At 66.2% G+C, this 16432-nt stretch carries 16 protein-coding genes and 1 tRNA gene; 3 read left to right on the top strand and 14 right to left on the bottom strand.

Annotation, left to right across the window (positions count from 1 at the left end; all coding sequences use genetic code 11):
• The first annotated feature begins 115 nt into the window (after positions 1-115).
• Entirely contained in the window at positions 116-2230 is a 2115-nt protein-coding gene (locus ACZI8W_RS04870; RefSeq protein ID WP_463367356.1) for a copper-transporting P-type ATPase, read from the top strand.
• A gap of 2 nt (positions 2231-2232) precedes the next feature.
• On the opposite strand, the gene ACZI8W_RS04865 is transcribed toward ACZI8W_RS04870, so the two are convergent.
• The 14 genes from ACZI8W_RS04865 to ACZI8W_RS04800 form a co-directional block, all read right to left on the bottom strand.
• Positions 2233-3027 (bottom strand): inositol monophosphatase family protein, encoded by a 795-nt coding sequence (locus ACZI8W_RS04865; RefSeq protein ID WP_463367355.1) that lies wholly within the window; start codon positions 3025-3027, stop codon positions 2233-2235.
• 33 nt (positions 3028-3060) lie between these two features.
• Positions 3061-4779 (bottom strand): phosphonate ABC transporter, permease protein PhnE, encoded by a 1719-nt coding sequence (gene phnE, locus ACZI8W_RS04860; protein ID WP_463367354.1) that lies wholly within the window; start codon positions 4777-4779, stop codon positions 3061-3063.
• Positions 4776-5606 carry a phosphonate ABC transporter ATP-binding protein gene (gene phnC, locus ACZI8W_RS04855; RefSeq protein WP_463367353.1) on the bottom strand — a complete coding sequence of 277 codons (831 nt, stop codon included), beginning with the start codon at positions 5604-5606 and terminating at the stop codon, positions 4776-4778. Before phnC ends, phnE begins: the two co-directional genes overlap by 4 nt.
• A gap of 28 nt (positions 5607-5634) precedes the next feature.
• The gene (locus ACZI8W_RS04850) at positions 5635-6597 is read right to left on the bottom strand and encodes a phosphate/phosphite/phosphonate ABC transporter substrate-binding protein (protein ID WP_463367352.1); all 963 of its coding nucleotides are present in this window, start codon (positions 6595-6597) and stop codon (positions 5635-5637) included.
• A gap of 210 nt (positions 6598-6807) precedes the next feature.
• Positions 6808-8064 (bottom strand): alpha-D-ribose 1-methylphosphonate 5-triphosphate diphosphatase, encoded by a 1257-nt coding sequence (locus tag ACZI8W_RS04845; protein ID WP_463367351.1) that lies wholly within the window; start codon positions 8062-8064, stop codon positions 6808-6810.
• On the bottom strand, positions 8061-8816 hold the full coding sequence (locus tag ACZI8W_RS04840; protein WP_463367350.1) for a phosphonate C-P lyase system protein PhnL: 756 nt from the start codon (positions 8814-8816) through the stop codon (positions 8061-8063). The genes ACZI8W_RS04845 and ACZI8W_RS04840 overlap by 4 nt, the downstream gene beginning before the upstream one ends.
• A gap of 2 nt (positions 8817-8818) precedes the next feature.
• The gene (locus tag ACZI8W_RS04835; protein ID WP_463367349.1) at positions 8819-10672 is read right to left on the bottom strand and encodes an alpha-D-ribose 1-methylphosphonate 5-phosphate C-P-lyase PhnJ; all 1854 of its coding nucleotides are present in this window, start codon (positions 10670-10672) and stop codon (positions 8819-8821) included.
• Positions 10672-11781 carry a carbon-phosphorus lyase complex subunit PhnI gene (locus ACZI8W_RS04830; RefSeq protein ID WP_463367348.1) on the bottom strand — a complete coding sequence of 370 codons (1110 nt, stop codon included), beginning with the start codon at positions 11779-11781 and terminating at the stop codon, positions 10672-10674. Before ACZI8W_RS04830 ends, ACZI8W_RS04835 begins: the two co-directional genes overlap by 1 nt.
• A gap of 1 nt (position 11782) precedes the next feature.
• Complete coding sequence (gene phnH / locus ACZI8W_RS04825) at positions 11783-12385, bottom strand: phosphonate C-P lyase system protein PhnH (protein WP_463367347.1); 603 nt, start codon at positions 12383-12385, stop codon at positions 11783-11785.
• Positions 12382-12816: a phosphonate C-P lyase system protein PhnG gene (locus tag ACZI8W_RS04820; RefSeq protein ID WP_463367346.1), complete on the bottom strand. Its 435-nt coding sequence runs from the start codon at positions 12814-12816 to the stop codon at positions 12382-12384. The genes phnH and ACZI8W_RS04820 overlap by 4 nt, the downstream gene beginning before the upstream one ends.
• Positions 12816-13565 (bottom strand): GntR family transcriptional regulator, encoded by a 750-nt coding sequence (locus ACZI8W_RS04815; protein WP_463367345.1) that lies wholly within the window; start codon positions 13563-13565, stop codon positions 12816-12818. Before ACZI8W_RS04815 ends, ACZI8W_RS04820 begins: the two co-directional genes overlap by 1 nt.
• A 457-nt stretch (positions 13566-14022) precedes the next feature.
• Positions 14023-14307, bottom strand: a complete 285-nt coding sequence (locus ACZI8W_RS04810) for an Rdx family protein (protein ID WP_463367344.1) — start codon at positions 14305-14307, stop codon at positions 14023-14025.
• Between the two features lie 387 nt (positions 14308-14694).
• Positions 14695-15285, bottom strand: coding sequence for a dCTP deaminase (gene dcd, locus ACZI8W_RS04805; RefSeq protein WP_463367343.1), 591 nt, complete (start codon positions 15283-15285; stop codon positions 14695-14697).
• 31 nt (positions 15286-15316) lie between these two features.
• Positions 15317-15940 (bottom strand): TetR/AcrR family transcriptional regulator, encoded by a 624-nt coding sequence (locus tag ACZI8W_RS04800; protein ID WP_463367342.1) that lies wholly within the window; start codon positions 15938-15940, stop codon positions 15317-15319.
• 146 nt (positions 15941-16086) lie between these two features.
• Between ACZI8W_RS04800 and ACZI8W_RS04795 the strand changes: the two genes are divergently transcribed.
• Together ACZI8W_RS04795 and ACZI8W_RS04790 are read left to right on the top strand one after the other, a co-directional pair.
• A tRNA-Gly gene (locus ACZI8W_RS04795) sits at positions 16087-16160 on the top strand.
• Positions 16161-16198: 38 nt separating this feature from the next.
• Entirely contained in the window at positions 16199-16336 is a 138-nt protein-coding gene (locus ACZI8W_RS04790) for a hypothetical protein (RefSeq protein WP_463367341.1), read from the top strand.
• The last annotated feature ends 96 nt before the right edge of the window (positions 16337-16432 follow it).

Raw genomic sequence — 16432 nt, 5'->3', positions numbered from 1 at the left:
TCAGTGCGAATTGCCCGGCACGCTGACCCTCGCTCCACCACCCACGCCTCGAGCCGACGCAGCTCGGCGCAGACTCCGACCTTGACCTTATACCCCCTGGGGGTACGGTAGGGGTATGGCCGAGTACACATGTCCGATGCATCCGGAGATCCGACAGCAAGGGCCGGGCTCGTGCCCGATCTGCGGCATGGCCCTCGAGCCCGTAGTGGTGACGGCCGAGACCGGCCCGAGCCCCGAACTCGCCGACATGACGAAACGGTTCTGGGTCGCGCTCATCCTCACCGTCCCGGTGTTCGTCCTCGAGATGGGCTCGCACCTGATCCCCGCGCTCCACGACCTCGTACCGCCCAGGGTGTCGACGTGGATCCAATTCGCCCTCGCCACCCCGGTCGTGCTGTGGGCGGGATGGCCGTTCTTCGTCCGCGGCTGGAATTCGATCCGCACCCGGTCGCTGAACATGTTCACGCTCATCGCGATGGGCACCGGTGTCGCGTGGGCGTACAGCGTGGTCGCGACGCTCGCGCCCGGGATCTTTCCCGACGAGTTCCGTCAGATGGACGGCTCCGTCGCCGTGTACTTCGAGGCCGCCGCGGTGATCACGACGCTGGTGCTGCTCGGCCAGGTCCTCGAACTCCGCGCGCGTGAGCAGACGTCCGGCGCGATCAAGTCGCTACTCGATCTCGCACCGAAAACCGGCCGACGGATCGACGACGACGGCACCGAGCACGACATCCCCCTCGACCACGTGCACATCGGAGATCGCCTACGGATACGCCCCGGCGAGAAGGTCCCGGTGGACGGTGTCGTCGACGACGGCCGCTCGTCCGTCGACGAAGCGATGGTGACCGGCGAATCGATGCCGATCACCAAACAGACCGGCGACCACGTCATCGGCGGCACGGTCAACGGCACCGGCAGCCTCGTCATGCGCGCCGAGCAGGTCGGCAGCGACACGGTGCTTTCGCGGATCGTCGCGATGGTCGCCGAAGCGCAGCGCACCCGCGCACCGATCCAACGCCTCGCCGACGTCGTCGCATCGTGGTTCGTCCCCGCCGTCATCGCGATTGCCGTGATCGCGTTCATCGTGTGGGCGCTCGTCGGCCCGTCACCATCACTCACCTACGCGCTGGTCGTTGCGGTGTCGGTGCTGATCATCGCGTGTCCGTGCGCCCTCGGGCTGGCAACTCCGATGTCGATCATGGTCGGTGTGGGACGCGGCGCCGGACTCGGCGTGCTCATCAAGAACGCCGAGGCACTCGAGCGCATGGAGAAGATCGACACCCTGGTCGTCGACAAGACGGGCACCCTCACCGAGGGCAGGCCCACGGTCACAGAGATCGTCGCGGCCCACGGCTACACCGGCGACGAGGTCCTGCGTCTCGCCGCAGGCGTCGAACGCGGCTCCGAGCATCCCCTCGCGATCGCGATCGTCGATGCCGCCGAACACGCGGGGATCACCGCCCCCGAAGTCGCCGATTTCGATTCGCCGGTCGGTCGCGGCGTGGTCGGCGTGGTCGAGGGCCGACGTGTGACCATCGGCAATGCGTCGTACTTGCAGGACGAAGGTGTTGCCACGCAGACACTGCGCGAGCGCGCCGACGATCTGCGCCGCGATGGCGCCACCGCGATCTACGTCGGTGTCGACAAGGCGGTGGCCGGGGTCCTGGCCATCGCCGACCCCGTCAAGGACACCACCGCGACTGCGCTCGAGGAACTCCGCGGCGACGGCATCACCGTGGTCATGCTCACCGGCGACAACCGCACCACCGCCGAGGCCGTGGGCCGCAGCCTCGGTATCGACCGGGTCGAGGCCGAGGTCCTCCCCGACGGGAAGAGCGACGTGGTGCGCCGACTCCGCGACGAAGGCAGGGTGGTCGCCATGGCCGGTGACGGCGTCAACGACGCACCCGCGCTCGCCGCCGCCGACGTCGGTATCGCGATGAGCACCGGCACCGACGTGGCGATCGAGAGTGCGGGCATCACCCTGCTCCACGGCGACCTCACCGGCATTGCGCGGGCACGCGCGCTGTCGGAGGCGACGATGAGCAATATCCGCCAGAATCTCGTATTCGCGTTCGTCTACAACGCAGCCGGTATCCCGCTTGCCGCCGGAGTTCTCTACCCGGCGTTCGGGATCCTGCTCTCGCCCATCGTCGCGGCCGCTGCGATGGCGCTGTCGTCAGTCAGTGTCATCGGAAACGCCCTGCGCCTGCGGGCGAAGGAGTTCTGATCCTAGCCCCGAATGGCGTCACGCAGTTCAGCGGCGAGGTCATCGGTGGCAGCGACGATTCCGCTCCACCGCTTCGTGAGGTCGGTGTCGAACACGATGGGACGGTCGTACGCGTCGATCACCGCTCCTCCCGATGCCTCGACCTGCACAACCGCCGCCGCGATGTCCATCAGGCGGTGCGTGTCGCTGCCCGCGTCCACGAACGCGTCGGTCGACCCTGTCGCGACGAACACCGCTTCGAGGGTGCTGCAGCTGAGGATACGGACGCGAGTGGCCTTCTCCGCGACACGCCACCAGGCGTCGCGGTTGCGTTCGTGCGGACGGAGCATCGAGACCGCGGCCGACGACAACGACGTGCACCCGCTGGTCCGGAACGCAGACCGGCTGCCCGACGCCCACCAGGTCTCTCCGGTGTGTAGCCAGGTGGTCGACGCTTCGGTGAATTCACCGTCCATCACCACGGCAGCGCTGAAGCACGCCAAAGGAATTCCCGCGGCAGCGTTGGCCGAACCATCTACGGGATCGACGACGAGGGTGACGGCGGACCCGACGTCGACCCAGCCCCGCTCCTCCGACAGCACATTCGCGCCAGCCACGGTGGCCGCGGAGATGATGGCGTCCTCGACGAGGACGTCGATGAACATCGTCGGCGTGCCGTCGGCCCCTTCCATCGCGATGGACTTCAGCTTCTCCCGCGAGTATTTCGCTACGGCGTCGCGGTAGGCGGTGAGGGCGGCGTCGGAGGCTGCGCTGAGCATGCGACCGGCAGTGGTGGTCGCAGATTCGGTGAGATGCATTCGGTTACTCCAGATCGTATGTAGCAGAGAAAATCAGGACACGACCTTGCGGACCCAGATGGCGAGACCCTCCACGACCATCACCACTGCAAAGATCATGAGCACGATCATGGTGACCACGTCGAACTGCATGACGCGGGCCGCATTCATCAGGTAGAAGCCGAGCCCGCCCGCGCCGACGACACCGAGAAGCGTGGCGGCGCGGATGTTGGTATCGAGCTGGTAGAAGAGGTGCGCAATGATCGCAGGACCCGATTGCCGCACCGTCGCGGCAATGAGGACCTGCATGCGTGCCGCGCCACCGGCGACCACCGCGTGTTGCACACGAACGTCCGTCTCTTCGACGGAATCGGCGATCAGCTTGCTGAGCAAGCCAATTGCACCGACCGACAAGGCAATTGCACCTGCTGTGGCACCGAGGCCGGTGACAACGATGACGATGATCGCGAGAATGAGATCGGGGATGCCGCGCACGACCACGATGAAGATGCGGAACCCCTTTGCTATGCCTGGCGTCGGCGCGACATTCCGGGCGGCAAGCAGACCCACGGGGATCGCGACGATCAGGCCGATCAAAGTTGCCGCGAGAGCGATCTGCAGCGTGACGATCAGCTGCGCCCAGAGCTCGTCGCCGATGCCGCCGGTACCGGGCGGAAAGAACAGGGAGAGAGTGTTCCACATCGACCCGAACCCCTCGACCATGCGCGAGAAATCGAGGTTCGCGGCCCAGGTCGACACCAGCAGAGCCAGCACGAACAGGACGACGTAGGAAGTGCGGACCATACGCTCACCCGTCCACGGTGGGCTGACGCGGTACCGACCGTCAGAGGTGCGCAGCGCGGTGGAAGTCTGCTTCTCACCCGGCTCCCGCTCCACCCAGCCGCCCTGAGCATTCGAGACACGACTGCTCAAACGGGAGAACAGTCCACGTCGCGCGGGGACGTTGTCGCCGAGCACCATCCGCCGCAGAGCACCGGAAATCAACTCGACGATGACGCACAGCGCGACGATGAACAACGCAAGGGCCATACCTCGCTGATAGTTCATGGTGCGTAGCGCGGCCGAGAGTTCGAGACCGATGCCGCTCACACCGACATAGCCGAGGATGACGGAGGCCCGCAGGTTGATGTCGAATCGGTGCAGGGCCGTGGCGACCACCGCAGGCATGATCTGCGGCAACACGCCACCGGTGATCTGCTGCCACCATGTCGCTCCCGCTGCGCGCAGGGCGTCGCGGGGGCCGGGATCGGAGTCTTCGATGGCGTCGGCATACAGCTTGCCGATCATGCCGACCGAGTGGACGCCGAGGGCCAGGATGCCGCCGATCGCGCCAAGACCGAACAGACGCAGGAACAGGATTGCCAGCACCAGTTCGGGAATGGCTCGAGTGATCACGATGATGGCACGAGCAGGCAGCCGCAGGGTCGCGGCGGGAGCCGTATTGCGGGCCGCACCGAGCGCAACGGGGATGCTCAGCACCACGGCCAGCACGGTGGCAAGCAGCACGATACCCAGAGTCTGGCCGGTCATCGCGACGAGCTCGCCGATCGGCGGGAAGTCGAGCGGGACGATGCGCGACAGGAAATCTGTTGCGTTGCCGACACTGTCGATGATCGTAGCGAGGTTGATCTTCAGCGATGCGATCGACCACAACGCCGCCGCGAACAACGCCAACAGGATGACCTGCACACTGATGCCCTGCCACGTGGGTCGCGGGAGCGTCTTGACGGGCAGTGGGGCCGTGAACGTCATCGGTTCGGGACGGTCTGCGCAGCTACAATCGGATCGACGGCGGAGTAGATACTCATGGTCTCGCCCCGGTCGATCACCGACACCGGCTTGTCGAGCACGACCTGCCCGTGCCGCAGGCCGATGACGCGATGCCCCCACGACAGCGCAAGGTCGACCTGGTGCAAGCTACACACCACCGTCAGATCGTCTTCCGACGCGATCTGCGAGATGAGTGCCATGACCTGCGCGGAGGATTCGGGATCGAGAGACGCGACGGGTTCGTCGGCGAGCAGTATCCTCGGCCTCTGGATAAGTGCCCGCGCCACCGCGACACGCTGCTGCTGCCCACCGGAAAGGGTGTCTGCTCGTTGGAACGGACGGTCGGCGAGACCGACGCGATCGAGTTGTTCCATCGCAGCGAGACGCACCGCCTTCGGATACATCACGAGACCGAACCGGGGTCCACGCAACGAACCGAGAGCACCGGAACACACGTTCTCGAGTACCGACATGTTGCCTACGAGGTGGAACTGCTGGAACACGAATCCGACCTTGCGGCGTAGCTCCCGCAGGTCACGGCCGCGGGCGACACCCACGTCGTGACCGAGGACCCGCACCGTGCCCGAGGTGGGCAGGTGCAGGCCGTTGAGCAGACGCAGCAGGGTCGACTTACCCGACCCCGACAGGCCGAGCAGCGCAACTACTTCGCCGGGGTGCACCGTCAGTGACACATTGTCGAGCGCCCGGAGATCTGGGGCGAACACCTTGCTGACCTGGTCGAGTTCAACGGTGGGTCGGAGAATCTTGTCGATGGAGGCGCCGAGGCGCACGTGGTCGGGGTCGGTCATGTCGAGCTCCAGTGATCGAGGATTCGAGTCAGCTTGCGCACGACGGTGACTGCGTGATCTCACACACCTTGCGGACACCGTCGTAGAAGTCATCGGTGACGGGGATGTACCCGTACTCGGTGCCCTCAGGGAGGTCGCACTTCTCCTCGGAGGAGCAGTAGCCTGCCTCGACGAGCGCCGGACGATTGAGCTTGGTGGCGAAGATGTCGGTGAGCTGGTCGATGAGATCCTGTGGCAGCGTGGTCAGTACAGCGGAGGGACTGGCCGCGATCGTCTCGGACTCCCAGATCACATCGAGATCGCCCTCGGCCAGATCGCCTTTCGCGATGAGGGTGTCGGTGATCATCGTGTCGAACGCGAAGCCGGCGTCGCACTGACCGCTCTTGACCGCGAGCGCCGACGCGTCGTGGCCGCCTGCGAAGACCGGGGTGACGTCGTTTGCGGGATCGACACCGGCTTCGAGCAATCCGGCCGACGGGTAGAGATACCCGGAGGTGGACGTGGGGTCGACGAAACACACCGTCCTGCCGCGGAAGTCTTCGAGCGAACGGATGTCGGATCCTGCGGGCACGATCGCGTACGACCGATAGCCGGGGTCATCGTCGGGACCGTCGGCGAACACACCCAGCGGGGCGACCGGAACGCCGCTGTCCTTTGCCGTCGCATAGGAGAACGGTCCGTAGTGCCCGATGTGGACCTTTCCGGCGCGCTGGGCTTCGATGACGGCCGCGTAGTCCGTGGCGTTCTGAAACTCGACGGGGATACCGGTCTCGTCCTCGACGACCTGCTGGACGAGTGCGAACTCCTGCTGCAGGCTCGTGCTGTCCTCGCTCGGGATAGAGGCCAGGACCAAGGTCTCGGGGACACCTTCGCCGGAAGAGGCGCCGGCTGTGGAGTCTTCGTCGGCGCTCGAGCCACAGGCGGCCAACGTCAGCGCTGCTGCGGCGGCCATGGCGACACCGACGAGAGGTTGGGAGGGGGAGATACGCATGATGAAAGCTCCTTGTCGATCCCGCGGAAGCGAGTCGGGGCACGAGGGGGCGACACCGTAGCGGCATCGTTGGAATCAAGCCTGTCTGCACGGTGTATCGAACCTCCCAACCCGAAGTGAATTCCCGACCTCGGATGGAAGACGTTCGCGGTGGCCTGTCCGCCCACTACGAGGCCGGCCCCACACCGATTCGGCGTGGGGCCGGGTTACTCATGATGCGCGTAGCACCGCGCGGGTCACCGGATGACCGTACTCGAACGAGACGAGGACGAGGTCGGCGCGTTGCCCGACGGTCAGGGCACCCCGGTCGGCGAGCCCTACTGCCGTTGCCGCACCACTCGTGACAAGCGAGACCGCGGCAGGCAGCGTCATACATCCATCGGCAAGGGCGAACGCCGCACCGAGTAGCGACGATGGCAGGTAGTCCGATGCCAGCGCCGTCACCAACCCCAGCTCGGCCAGTTCACCGGCGGAGACGTTGCCCGAGTGGGAGCGTCCACGCAGCACGTTCGGACCGCCCATCACGACGGACATGCCACGGTCACGTGCTTCCCGCGCGGCCTCGACGGTCGTCGGAAACTCGGCGACGTTGCCGCCCCGGGCGGCCAGGTCGGCGATCTCGACGGCCGATTCGGGATCGTGGCCGAAAACGCGGGCGAGACCTTTTCGGGACTGCTCGGCCAGCCAGCCCATCGTCTGGTCGCGGATCCCGGCGTTCGCCTCACGTTCCGACGCAAGTTCGTCGACGACCTTGCGTGCCTCGTCCGGCGAGATCCCGCGGATACCGGCGATGTAGTTCTCGTAGTAGGTTCGGTCGGCGTACTGGCCGATACCCGGCGTGTGATCCTCATGGGAGATGACCGCCGGTGCTGCGGCGGTGACGACGCCCGCACCGACCAGCCGTTCGAATTCGTCACGCATCGCTCCGAATCCGGCTGCAGATCGAACATCGAGGCGATGCAGGACGCGGTGGTCGACGAGTCGTGCGTCCGTGTCTCGAGTGCTCCAGCCCTCGATGGACTCGCACATCTGCTGCGCGACATGGACGCTGCGTCCCGTCGTCGCGGTGGCACGGTCGGAGAACGATGCACCGTGGAACACGGTCGTCACGCCCGCCGCGCGCACCTTGCCCTCGAACGACATGAGCGAGAACGCCCACGGCAGCTCGACTCCCGGTCGTGGGAGACGCTCCTTCTCGAGGCCGTCGGAGTGCACGTCCACCAGGCCCGGCAGGCACAGCAGACCGCCACCGTCGACGTCGGGCCGCACGCCGGGAGTGGACGGTCCCACCTCTTCGATCCTGCCGTCACGCACGACGATGCACGCATCCTCGAGGATGCGGTCCGGCAGTACCGCCCGGACGTGCCCGACCACATAGTTCTGCGGTGCCGACTGCAGCGTCCACGACGTGGCGCTCGATACTGCGGCTGTCGAGGCAGAAGGCTGGACGGTTTCTGTTCCGGTCATGCTGCATCTCCCAACACATCTGTGGCGGCGCCGATTTGGACGACGTGACCGTCTGCGAACCGCACGACACGTGTCGCGAGACGGTGTATGGCGTCAAGATCGTGGAATACCGCGAGCACCGCGACCCCGGTTGCCGACAGCGACGCGATGAGTTCGAGTGCGCGTTCGCGGTTGACCGGGTCGAGGGCCGACACCGGCTCGTCGAGCAGCAGCAGCCGCGGCGGGTGGACGGTGCCGGCAGCGATGTTCACGCGCTGACGTTCGCCGCCGGAGAGCACACTGCAATCGACGTCCCACAGCGCCTCGTCGAGGGAAAGTCGCTGCAGTGCCTCGGCAGCGGCGTCTCGGGCATCGACTCGGTTCAACCCACGACGACGTGCGGACGCTGCGACCACCTCGAGGGGCGCGGTGCGCGGCGGCGCCGACAGGAACTGCGACACGTAACCGAGTTCGCGTCCGCGCAGTCGGGCCATCTCCCGGTCGGACAGCCCCGTCAGTTCGACCGGTCCGGCGTCGGTGTGCAACACGACCGACCCGGCATCGGGCAGGTAGCTGCGGTGCACGCAGCGTAGGAAACTCGATTTTCCGGCGCCCGACGGTCCGGCGAGCGCGACGTGCTCGCCGCGGCCGACTTCGAGGTCGACACCGTGGAGCGATACGACGGTGCGACCGTCGATGGTGTGGAGCGTGAAGGATTTGCGCAGGTCGCGGACGGTGAGGACCGGATCTGCGGTGGTGGTGGACTCGGACATGGTCACCTCCGTGCGGCTGCGACGAGCCGCTGGGTGTAGGGGTGGTGGGGGTCCTGGAACAGCTGGTCGGTCAGGCCGGTCTCCACGACGCGGCCGATGTTCATGACCAGCGTGCGATCGGTGAGTGCCTCGATGACCGCGAAGTCGTGGCTCACGACCACCGCGGCGGTGTCGCGGTCGGCGAGCAGGTTTCGCAGCAGATCGAGCACGCCAGCCGCCACCGACGCGTCGAGGCCCGTGGTGGGCTCGTCGAGCAGCAGCACCCGCGGATCGGTCGCGAGGGCCTTCGCGATCTGGACGCGCTGGCGCATGCCGCCCGAGAAAGTGTGGACTGGATCGTCCATGCGTTCGAGGGGCACCTCGACCTTCTCCAGAAGATACGCTGCGCGGTCGCGGATCTCGTAGTAGTTGCGCCAGCCGGCGGCGGTGAGGCGCTCCGCGATGTTGCCGCCCGCCGAGACGGTCATCGTGAGTCCGTCTGCGGGGTTCTGGTGCACGAGACCGAGGGTGTCGATGCGCAGCGCGCGACGCTCGGCGTCGGCGAGGGTGAATACATCGGTGGTGCCGCCCCCGACGGTGGTCAGGAACATCGCGCCGTTCGTGGCCTTGTCGTCGCCGATCAGGCAGCGCAACACCGTCGACTTGCCCGAGCCGGACTCGCCGATCAGACCGAGTGCCTCACCCGGTGCGACGTCGAAGCTGACATCCCACGCGGCAACAACGGCGCCGGTGACCGGGCTGATCGCGGTGCCGGTGTCGGGACCGGTTCCCGGGACGGCGTCGGCGCCCCCGGGGCCGTGCACCTTGCCGACCTCCCGTACAGCGAGGGTCCAGCCGTCGGGGTGTGCAGGCACTGGTCGATCGGTGAGTTCGGCCGGATCGCGGCGGGTCATGGTGTGTGCGGTGCGGACGCGGCGTTGCGGGTCGGGCAGGAACTGCATCGGGGCATGCGCATTGTGGAGGGCTTCGTCGATGTCGGCGTCGACGACGCGGGTGCACCACTCGACGTCACTGCACATCATCCGCCCGGGCGACGCCTCCACGAGGAACGTGTCGGACGAGCCGCAGCGCACGCAGATCTGGTCGTCGCTGCCCTCGACCTCGAACGGGACGTCGTCGAACGTGAGCGGCTGCACCGGGGTGTAGGGCGGGACCGCGAAGATACGCTTCTCACGTCCGGCGCCGAGCAGCGTCAGATGAGGTGAATTGTCCAGGCGCGGAATATCCCACCGCGGGATGGGCGACGTGATCATCACGTACCTGCCGTCGACGAGCACCGGGTATCCGGTGGTCTTGGTGATGACGCCGTTGCGGACGAGGTCCTCGTAGAGACTGACCCACATCATCGAGTAGTCGGCCTCGGCGTGCATACGGGCACATTCGGCGACCGACTTCTGCACGGCCCGAAGCGGTTCCGAGTTGGGAACCTGCAATACCAGGATCTGGTCCTCGGTCATCGGCTCCTCGGGGATACGGTGGCGCGACTGGATGATCGTCGACTCGCGGGTGTCCTTGGTGGAGGCGCACTTCTCGCTCGACTCGATCAGCCGTCGCAAGTTGGTGGCGTTGACGCCGTCGTCGTCACCCTGGTCGATCACCTTGACGACGTCGGTGCCGCCGACGAGACCCAGCGTGACCTGAAGCCCGCCGGAGCCCCATCCACGGGCGACGGGCATCTCACGGGAGCCGAACGGAGTCAGGTAGCCGGGCACGCACACCGCGGTCAATGTCGCGCGGCGGATCTCGCGTTTGGATCCTTCGTCGAGGATGCCGCGTTCGCGGGTGGCGGCGTCGATTGCGCCCAGTGTGTGGGTGACGCGTGAGCCGGTGTCGCGAGTGGTGAGCAGGTCGGTCATCAGCAGGTCCTTCCGAGAGGTTCGGTGTTGCGGTCCGCGGCGTCGTCTGCGCCGGCCTGCACGGCGATCTTCCGGTCGATCATCGAGCGGAAGGTGACGTAATGCGGAAGCTTGAGATGTTCGAGGAAGCCGCAGGAATCGAGACCGTCGGTGGTAAGCAGAAGGGTCTGCTCGAGGCCACCGGTATCGCCGAAACGGCGGCACGCGATATCCAGGTTCGCCATCGCGATGGCCTTGCGTTCGTTGTGCCCGAAGCACAATCCGTAGCCGACGTCGAACCGGCCACGATCCTCGTCGGGACCGTTGAGATCTTCGATCGCCTCACATTCGGTGACACGCACATCACCGACGGAGAACGCGTGTCCGGTATGTGGGTGCCGGACCCGAACCGGGATGCGGCCGTGTCGCACCTCGCCGAGTGTGACCTCGTGCAGGTTGCCTTCGGTGCCGCGGATCGATCGGTACCAGGTGCCGATCAGCGAGCCGGTCTCGGCGCGTGCCATCGACGCGAGCACTGCCGAGCGTGGTGCCGGGGGTGCGGCAGGGTGGCGGGAGATGTCGAACGGTTCGGGGTCGGAGCCGTCGGCCGGGCGACTGTCGGTGAGCAGATCCATCTCGCGTAGCAGTTCCGAGAAGCGCTTCGGGTGCCGTTCGGCGTCGGTGCGACCCGGGGTGGGTGCCTCGTCGATGACGGTCGGTGGCGCAGGCTCGTCGTCGCGAAGGAGCATGCGGCCGGTGTAATCGCTGGTACGGCCGAGCAACTGGGGTCCGTCCGGGGTTCGCCACGCCGGCACGATACGGCGCAGCACTGTCATCTCGTCGGGGTCGACGGGTTCGCTGACTGCCAGTCGCGGCAGGGTCGACTGGTGGGCCCGGACGAGGTGGGCGGCCTCGATGACGTCGCCTTCCGCCTGGCGGAGTGCGTCGGCGGCGGTGTCGGGGTCGTAGAGCGACCCCTCACCCATCACACGATCGACGGCGAGGCGCATGCGGCCGGTGATCTGTTCGGTGGTCAGGCGCGGTGAGTTGTCCGCCTCACGCGCGGTGCGAACGAGGCTCTCTGCGGCGAGGATCGCATCGAGTCCACCGCGGGCTCCGGAGTATCCCATGTCAGTTCTCCTGTGCGGTGTTCGTACGGGGGGCGCCGATGCGAGTGGTGCGCGACAGCCCGAGGACGGCGCCGTCGTCTGCGACGAGCAGAATGTCGATGCCGGCGGGAAAGTCGGCGACGGCTGCGTTGCGGGCGCTCCGCAGCGCGTCGTCGAAACCGAGCGGCGCAATGATTTCGGTGCCGTTCACGCCCGGTCCGGCGAGTTCGGTGGGCGTTCCGCCGTCGAGGGATCCGATCGAGCAGATGACGGTCGAGGCGGATTCCGGCGACAGCGCGGTTCCGCGGGTGGCGGAAAGCAGTTCGTCGGCAGCGATAGGACGAAGCGCGGTGATGTACTTCGCGTGGCCGAGGGCTACGACGGGGGCGCCGGTCGCGACGGTGAGCACCTCGCTCCAGCCGGAGCCGTCTTCGAGCACGGCGACGCCGGTTTCCAGGTCGGCGAGGGCGAGTGCGGGCAGCAGGGCGGGCGGAAAGTCGGTCGGCGGTAGCGTCTGAGGCAGCCCGGGACGGCTGAACGCCTGCAGCATCGTACGATAGACCCGCTGCGCAACAACGGGATCGAGTCCGATTCCCATAACCTGGTCGGCGGCGGCGATAGTCACGTCAGCTCCTCGAATTGAACGATAGTGGGGGCGATGTGCGCCCATTCCTCGGCGTCGGCGCGCTCGAACTCGGCTTCCATGCGGGCACACAGATCAAATACGTGACCGGCATTCGGGCGGTCTGCGGCGACTTCGGCGTCGCACACGGCGGCAGCGAGCACCGCAGCGCGGTTGTCGCCCATGCGCATGGCCCAGCCACGGGTGCCGTCGATCCGCACCTCCGCGTGGCAGGCCAGAACGTTGCCGAGGAAGAAACGGACATGGCCGATCGGTTCACGAACCTGGGTCGCGATGCACCCGATCTCAGGGGCGGTCAGGACGGTCAGTTCCGCACCGTCGGACAGGCACACATCAGCTGCGCCCACCAGATCCAGTTCTGGTGCCACGGCAAGCAGCTCGGCGAGCCGATCCCTGCTATAGGTATAGGACATCATCGGCTTTCCTTCACGGGGTTCGATATGGAGGTCTGTTCGCCGATCTCCATGACCACTCGGATCATGTCGGCGCGCATCCATGCGGTGCTGTAAGTGACGACAGTGCCGGTTTCCGCGTCGCGGTTGACGCTTTCGATGACCCACACGGGGGCGACGTAGGTCATCTCGAGGATCTTGCTCATCTCCGCGGACGGCAGTTCCATGGCGGTGCGGCACCACGACCGCACGACATCGAATCTGCCCATCTGGCGCAGGAGTTCGTCAAGAGACTCCTCGACGCGCATGGCAGAGCCGAGTTCGGTGACGGCGTCGCGTCGCACCCATTCCTCCCCCAGCGCGGCCACGCGGTCGTCGACGTAGCGCAGACGCCGCATGTAGTGGGCGGGGGTGCCGGCTTCGATCTCGAGGTAGCCCGCGGGGATCTCGGGAGTCGGCCGGATCTCGGACTGCAACACCGACGAGCGTGGTACCGCTCCGGCTGCTTCGACAGTGCGATGCCACGACGGCCGCTTCTCCTTGGAGACGACGTAGTCGATGCGGCGGTTGACGTAGGTGCCGGACCCGCGAAGTCTGCGGACGAGGCCGCGACGCTCGAGTTCCTGGACCGCCGCACGGGCGGATGCCCGTCCCACGCCGAACCGTGCCATCAGCTCGTGCTCGCTCGCGAGTCTGGTGCCCGCTTCCAGCTGGGCGATCTCGTCGGCCAGCTGGCCGGCGATCTTGTGGTAACCGTTGCGCTGCGTCACACCATAGACAGTGGCCGACCGAGTTGTACGGGCAACTTCACTGTAGGTAACCGGAAAGGAAACGCGGCTGAACGACTGGCCCAGTTGTTCGCGCCGATCATGCAAGCACGAATAGTTCTGGTGCTACATATCATTTCGGCATCGGAAGTGGACGGGGTCGGCCGCGCTCCCCTACAGTGGCGCCCGTCGCCTTGACGCGGCGCTTCTTCCTGGAGGTCCTCCCCGACACAGGAGATGCAGTTCAGGGCCCCGCCGGCTCCTCCCCTCGATTTCGCCGGCGGGGCTCCCCTACCAGCCGCCCCGGCCTCCCCCGAAGACCTGCACAGCGGTCCGGTCCAGAACCTCCCCGACTCCGAACCGACCTCTGGCAACGACTGCCACTCGACCATAGGGCAATCTGCTCACCTATGTGCACTGAATCACATCATCGCTCGTCGAACGCTCGAGCAACGAAGTGCTACTTGCGATCGGCGTGCCCGAGGTCGCGCGCCGGATCCACGACGTCGCGTACGCGCTGCTTCAAGGTGACGATATCGGGGAAACCGCCGTCCGCCTTACGATCCCATACCGCTATACCGTCGACTTCGACGCGAAAGACCCCGCCGGTTCCGGGCACGAGTGCGACCTCGGCGAGGTCGGTGCCGAAGGTGTTGAGCAATTCCTGCGCCATCCATCCCGCACGTAGCAGCCACTGGCATTGGGTGCAGTAGGTGATGGTGACGCGAGGTCCCGTAGCGATCATGACGACGAGATTATCGCGGATGAAGGAAGCCCCGCCGATCGTGGTGGGGATCGGCGGGGCTTCGGCGCAGGCCGGAGATGGGGGGTTACCGGCCCGCGCGGTCGTCCTCGCAGGGGGGACAGGAGGACGACCCGCGTCTGAGTGTATCGACCAAGATTGCTACTCGCGAGTATTCGCGAAAAGCTACCCGAACGGGTAGGTACGGCACCGGACCACCAGATGAAGCAAGATCGTTTCAATCGGACAAAAATCCACCAATCCACTCGAGGCGAATCCGTCACCAGCAGTTTCACATTGGTTTCATCCATCGCCCGAAGCCATCGGGAAAGATCGGTCGTTGTCGCAGGTCAACCGCTTCGCCCCACACTTCGTGCGCCACCGTCCGATTCAGCTGGGGCGCGCGTCGGGGTGCTCGCGCACGAAGTTCAGGTAGGCCTTGGACGGCGTCGGGCCGCGCTGACCCTGATACTTCGATCCCACCTTCGCGCTTCCGTACGGAAACTCGGCCGGGCTCGTCAGCCGGAACAGGCACAGCTGCCCGATCTTCATCCCCGGCCACAGCGTGATCGGCAGGTTCGCGACGTTCGACAGTTCGAGGGTGATGTGCCCGTCGAAACCCGGGTCGATGAAACCGGCCGTCGAGTGGGTGAGCAGACCGAGGCGCCCGAGAGACGACTTGCCCTCGAGTCGGCCCGCGAGGTCGGACGGCAGCGAGCAACGTTCCATCGTCGAGCCGAGGACGAACTCTCCCGGGTGCAGTACGAACGACTCGTTCTGGGGAACTTCCACCAGCGAAGTGAGCTCGTCCTGCTGTCTTGCAGGATCGATGTGGGTGTAGCGGGTGTTGTTGAAGACACGGAACAGACTGTCCAGGCGCACATCGACGCTCGACGGCTGCACCAGGTCCGGGTCGTAGGGGTCGATCCCCAGATGTCCGGAGGTGATCTGGGCGCGAATGTCGCGATCGGAGAGCAGCACGGATAGAGGTTAACAACCTCGTTCGTACGCCTCAGCTCCCGTCGAGGTGGGTGGCCATTGCGAGGAGAAGCTCGGTGCATTCGTCGATCACATCGTCCCGTTCCAGCGGCACGGTTTCGTCGAGCCACGCGGTGAGCGCCTGCGCGAGACCGCCGACGACGTAGTGGGCAGCGAGGTCTAGACGCGGGCTGGGTTTGACCTCGTAGAAGTCCTCGGCCTGCAACATCACCAGGCCGGCGAACATCCGGGTGGACTCGAGCCGCCGCCTGGCAAGCTGTGGATTGGCCTGGCTGACGGAGAACAGCATGCGCCCGAGCCTCGGATCCTCGCCGATCTCGTGCACGATGTTCCCGACGCACGCTCGGACGATGGCCCGGTCTTCGCGAGGCGCCTCGGCTATCACCGCCAATGTGCTGTCGGCGATGCGCTGGACCACGTAGTCGTACACCGCTCCGGTGAGTTCGTCGCGGTCGGCGAAGCTCTCGTAGAAGTAGCGCGAAGCGAGGCCGGCGCGTTTGCAGACACCGCGGACGGACAGGGTTGCGTCGCCGTCAGCGGCGCCGAGCAGATCGAGACCGGCGTCGATCAGTTTGGCCCTGCGGTCGGCCAATCGTTCCTCACCTGCGCGTCCACCGTAGACCCGTCCTGTCGCCATGCCACCCATCATCTCAGCAAAGGTCCTGTACGCCCGAATTTTCGCTGCCTGCGGTCGCGAGCGGTGTGCGCTAGTCGCCGGAGAGTCTGCTACAGTGTGCTCCGAGCGTGGGCCGGAGTCGGTGAGAATCGACAAAAGCCCAGCGTGCCGATGTAGTTCAATGGTAGAACATCAGCTTCCCAAGCTGAATACGCGGGTTCGATTCCCGTCATCGGCTCCAGCGGAGCGATCGCGAACCTCGCTCCCGACCTCATCCTGATGAACACCGCCGACAAGGATGCGGACACCCTCGAAGCCTCACTCGAGGCGACCGCCCACGGTGTCATTCACCCCCGAGAACGGCGACCGATTCGCATCTTCGGAGCTCACGCCGTCGAAGACATGTTCTCGCGTTGATCGGTTCAGCGGTGACAAACAACCCGGGTACTCGAATCGGCGAGGTGACACGTCGACTGTCCTTGCGGCCGAACACCGGTCAGCACACTGGCCCGG

It is taken from the genome of Rhodococcus ruitaii, assembly GCF_055230935.1.
Note: the sequence above shows the minus strand (reverse complement) of the source record. Positions and strands in the feature narration are given on the sequence as shown.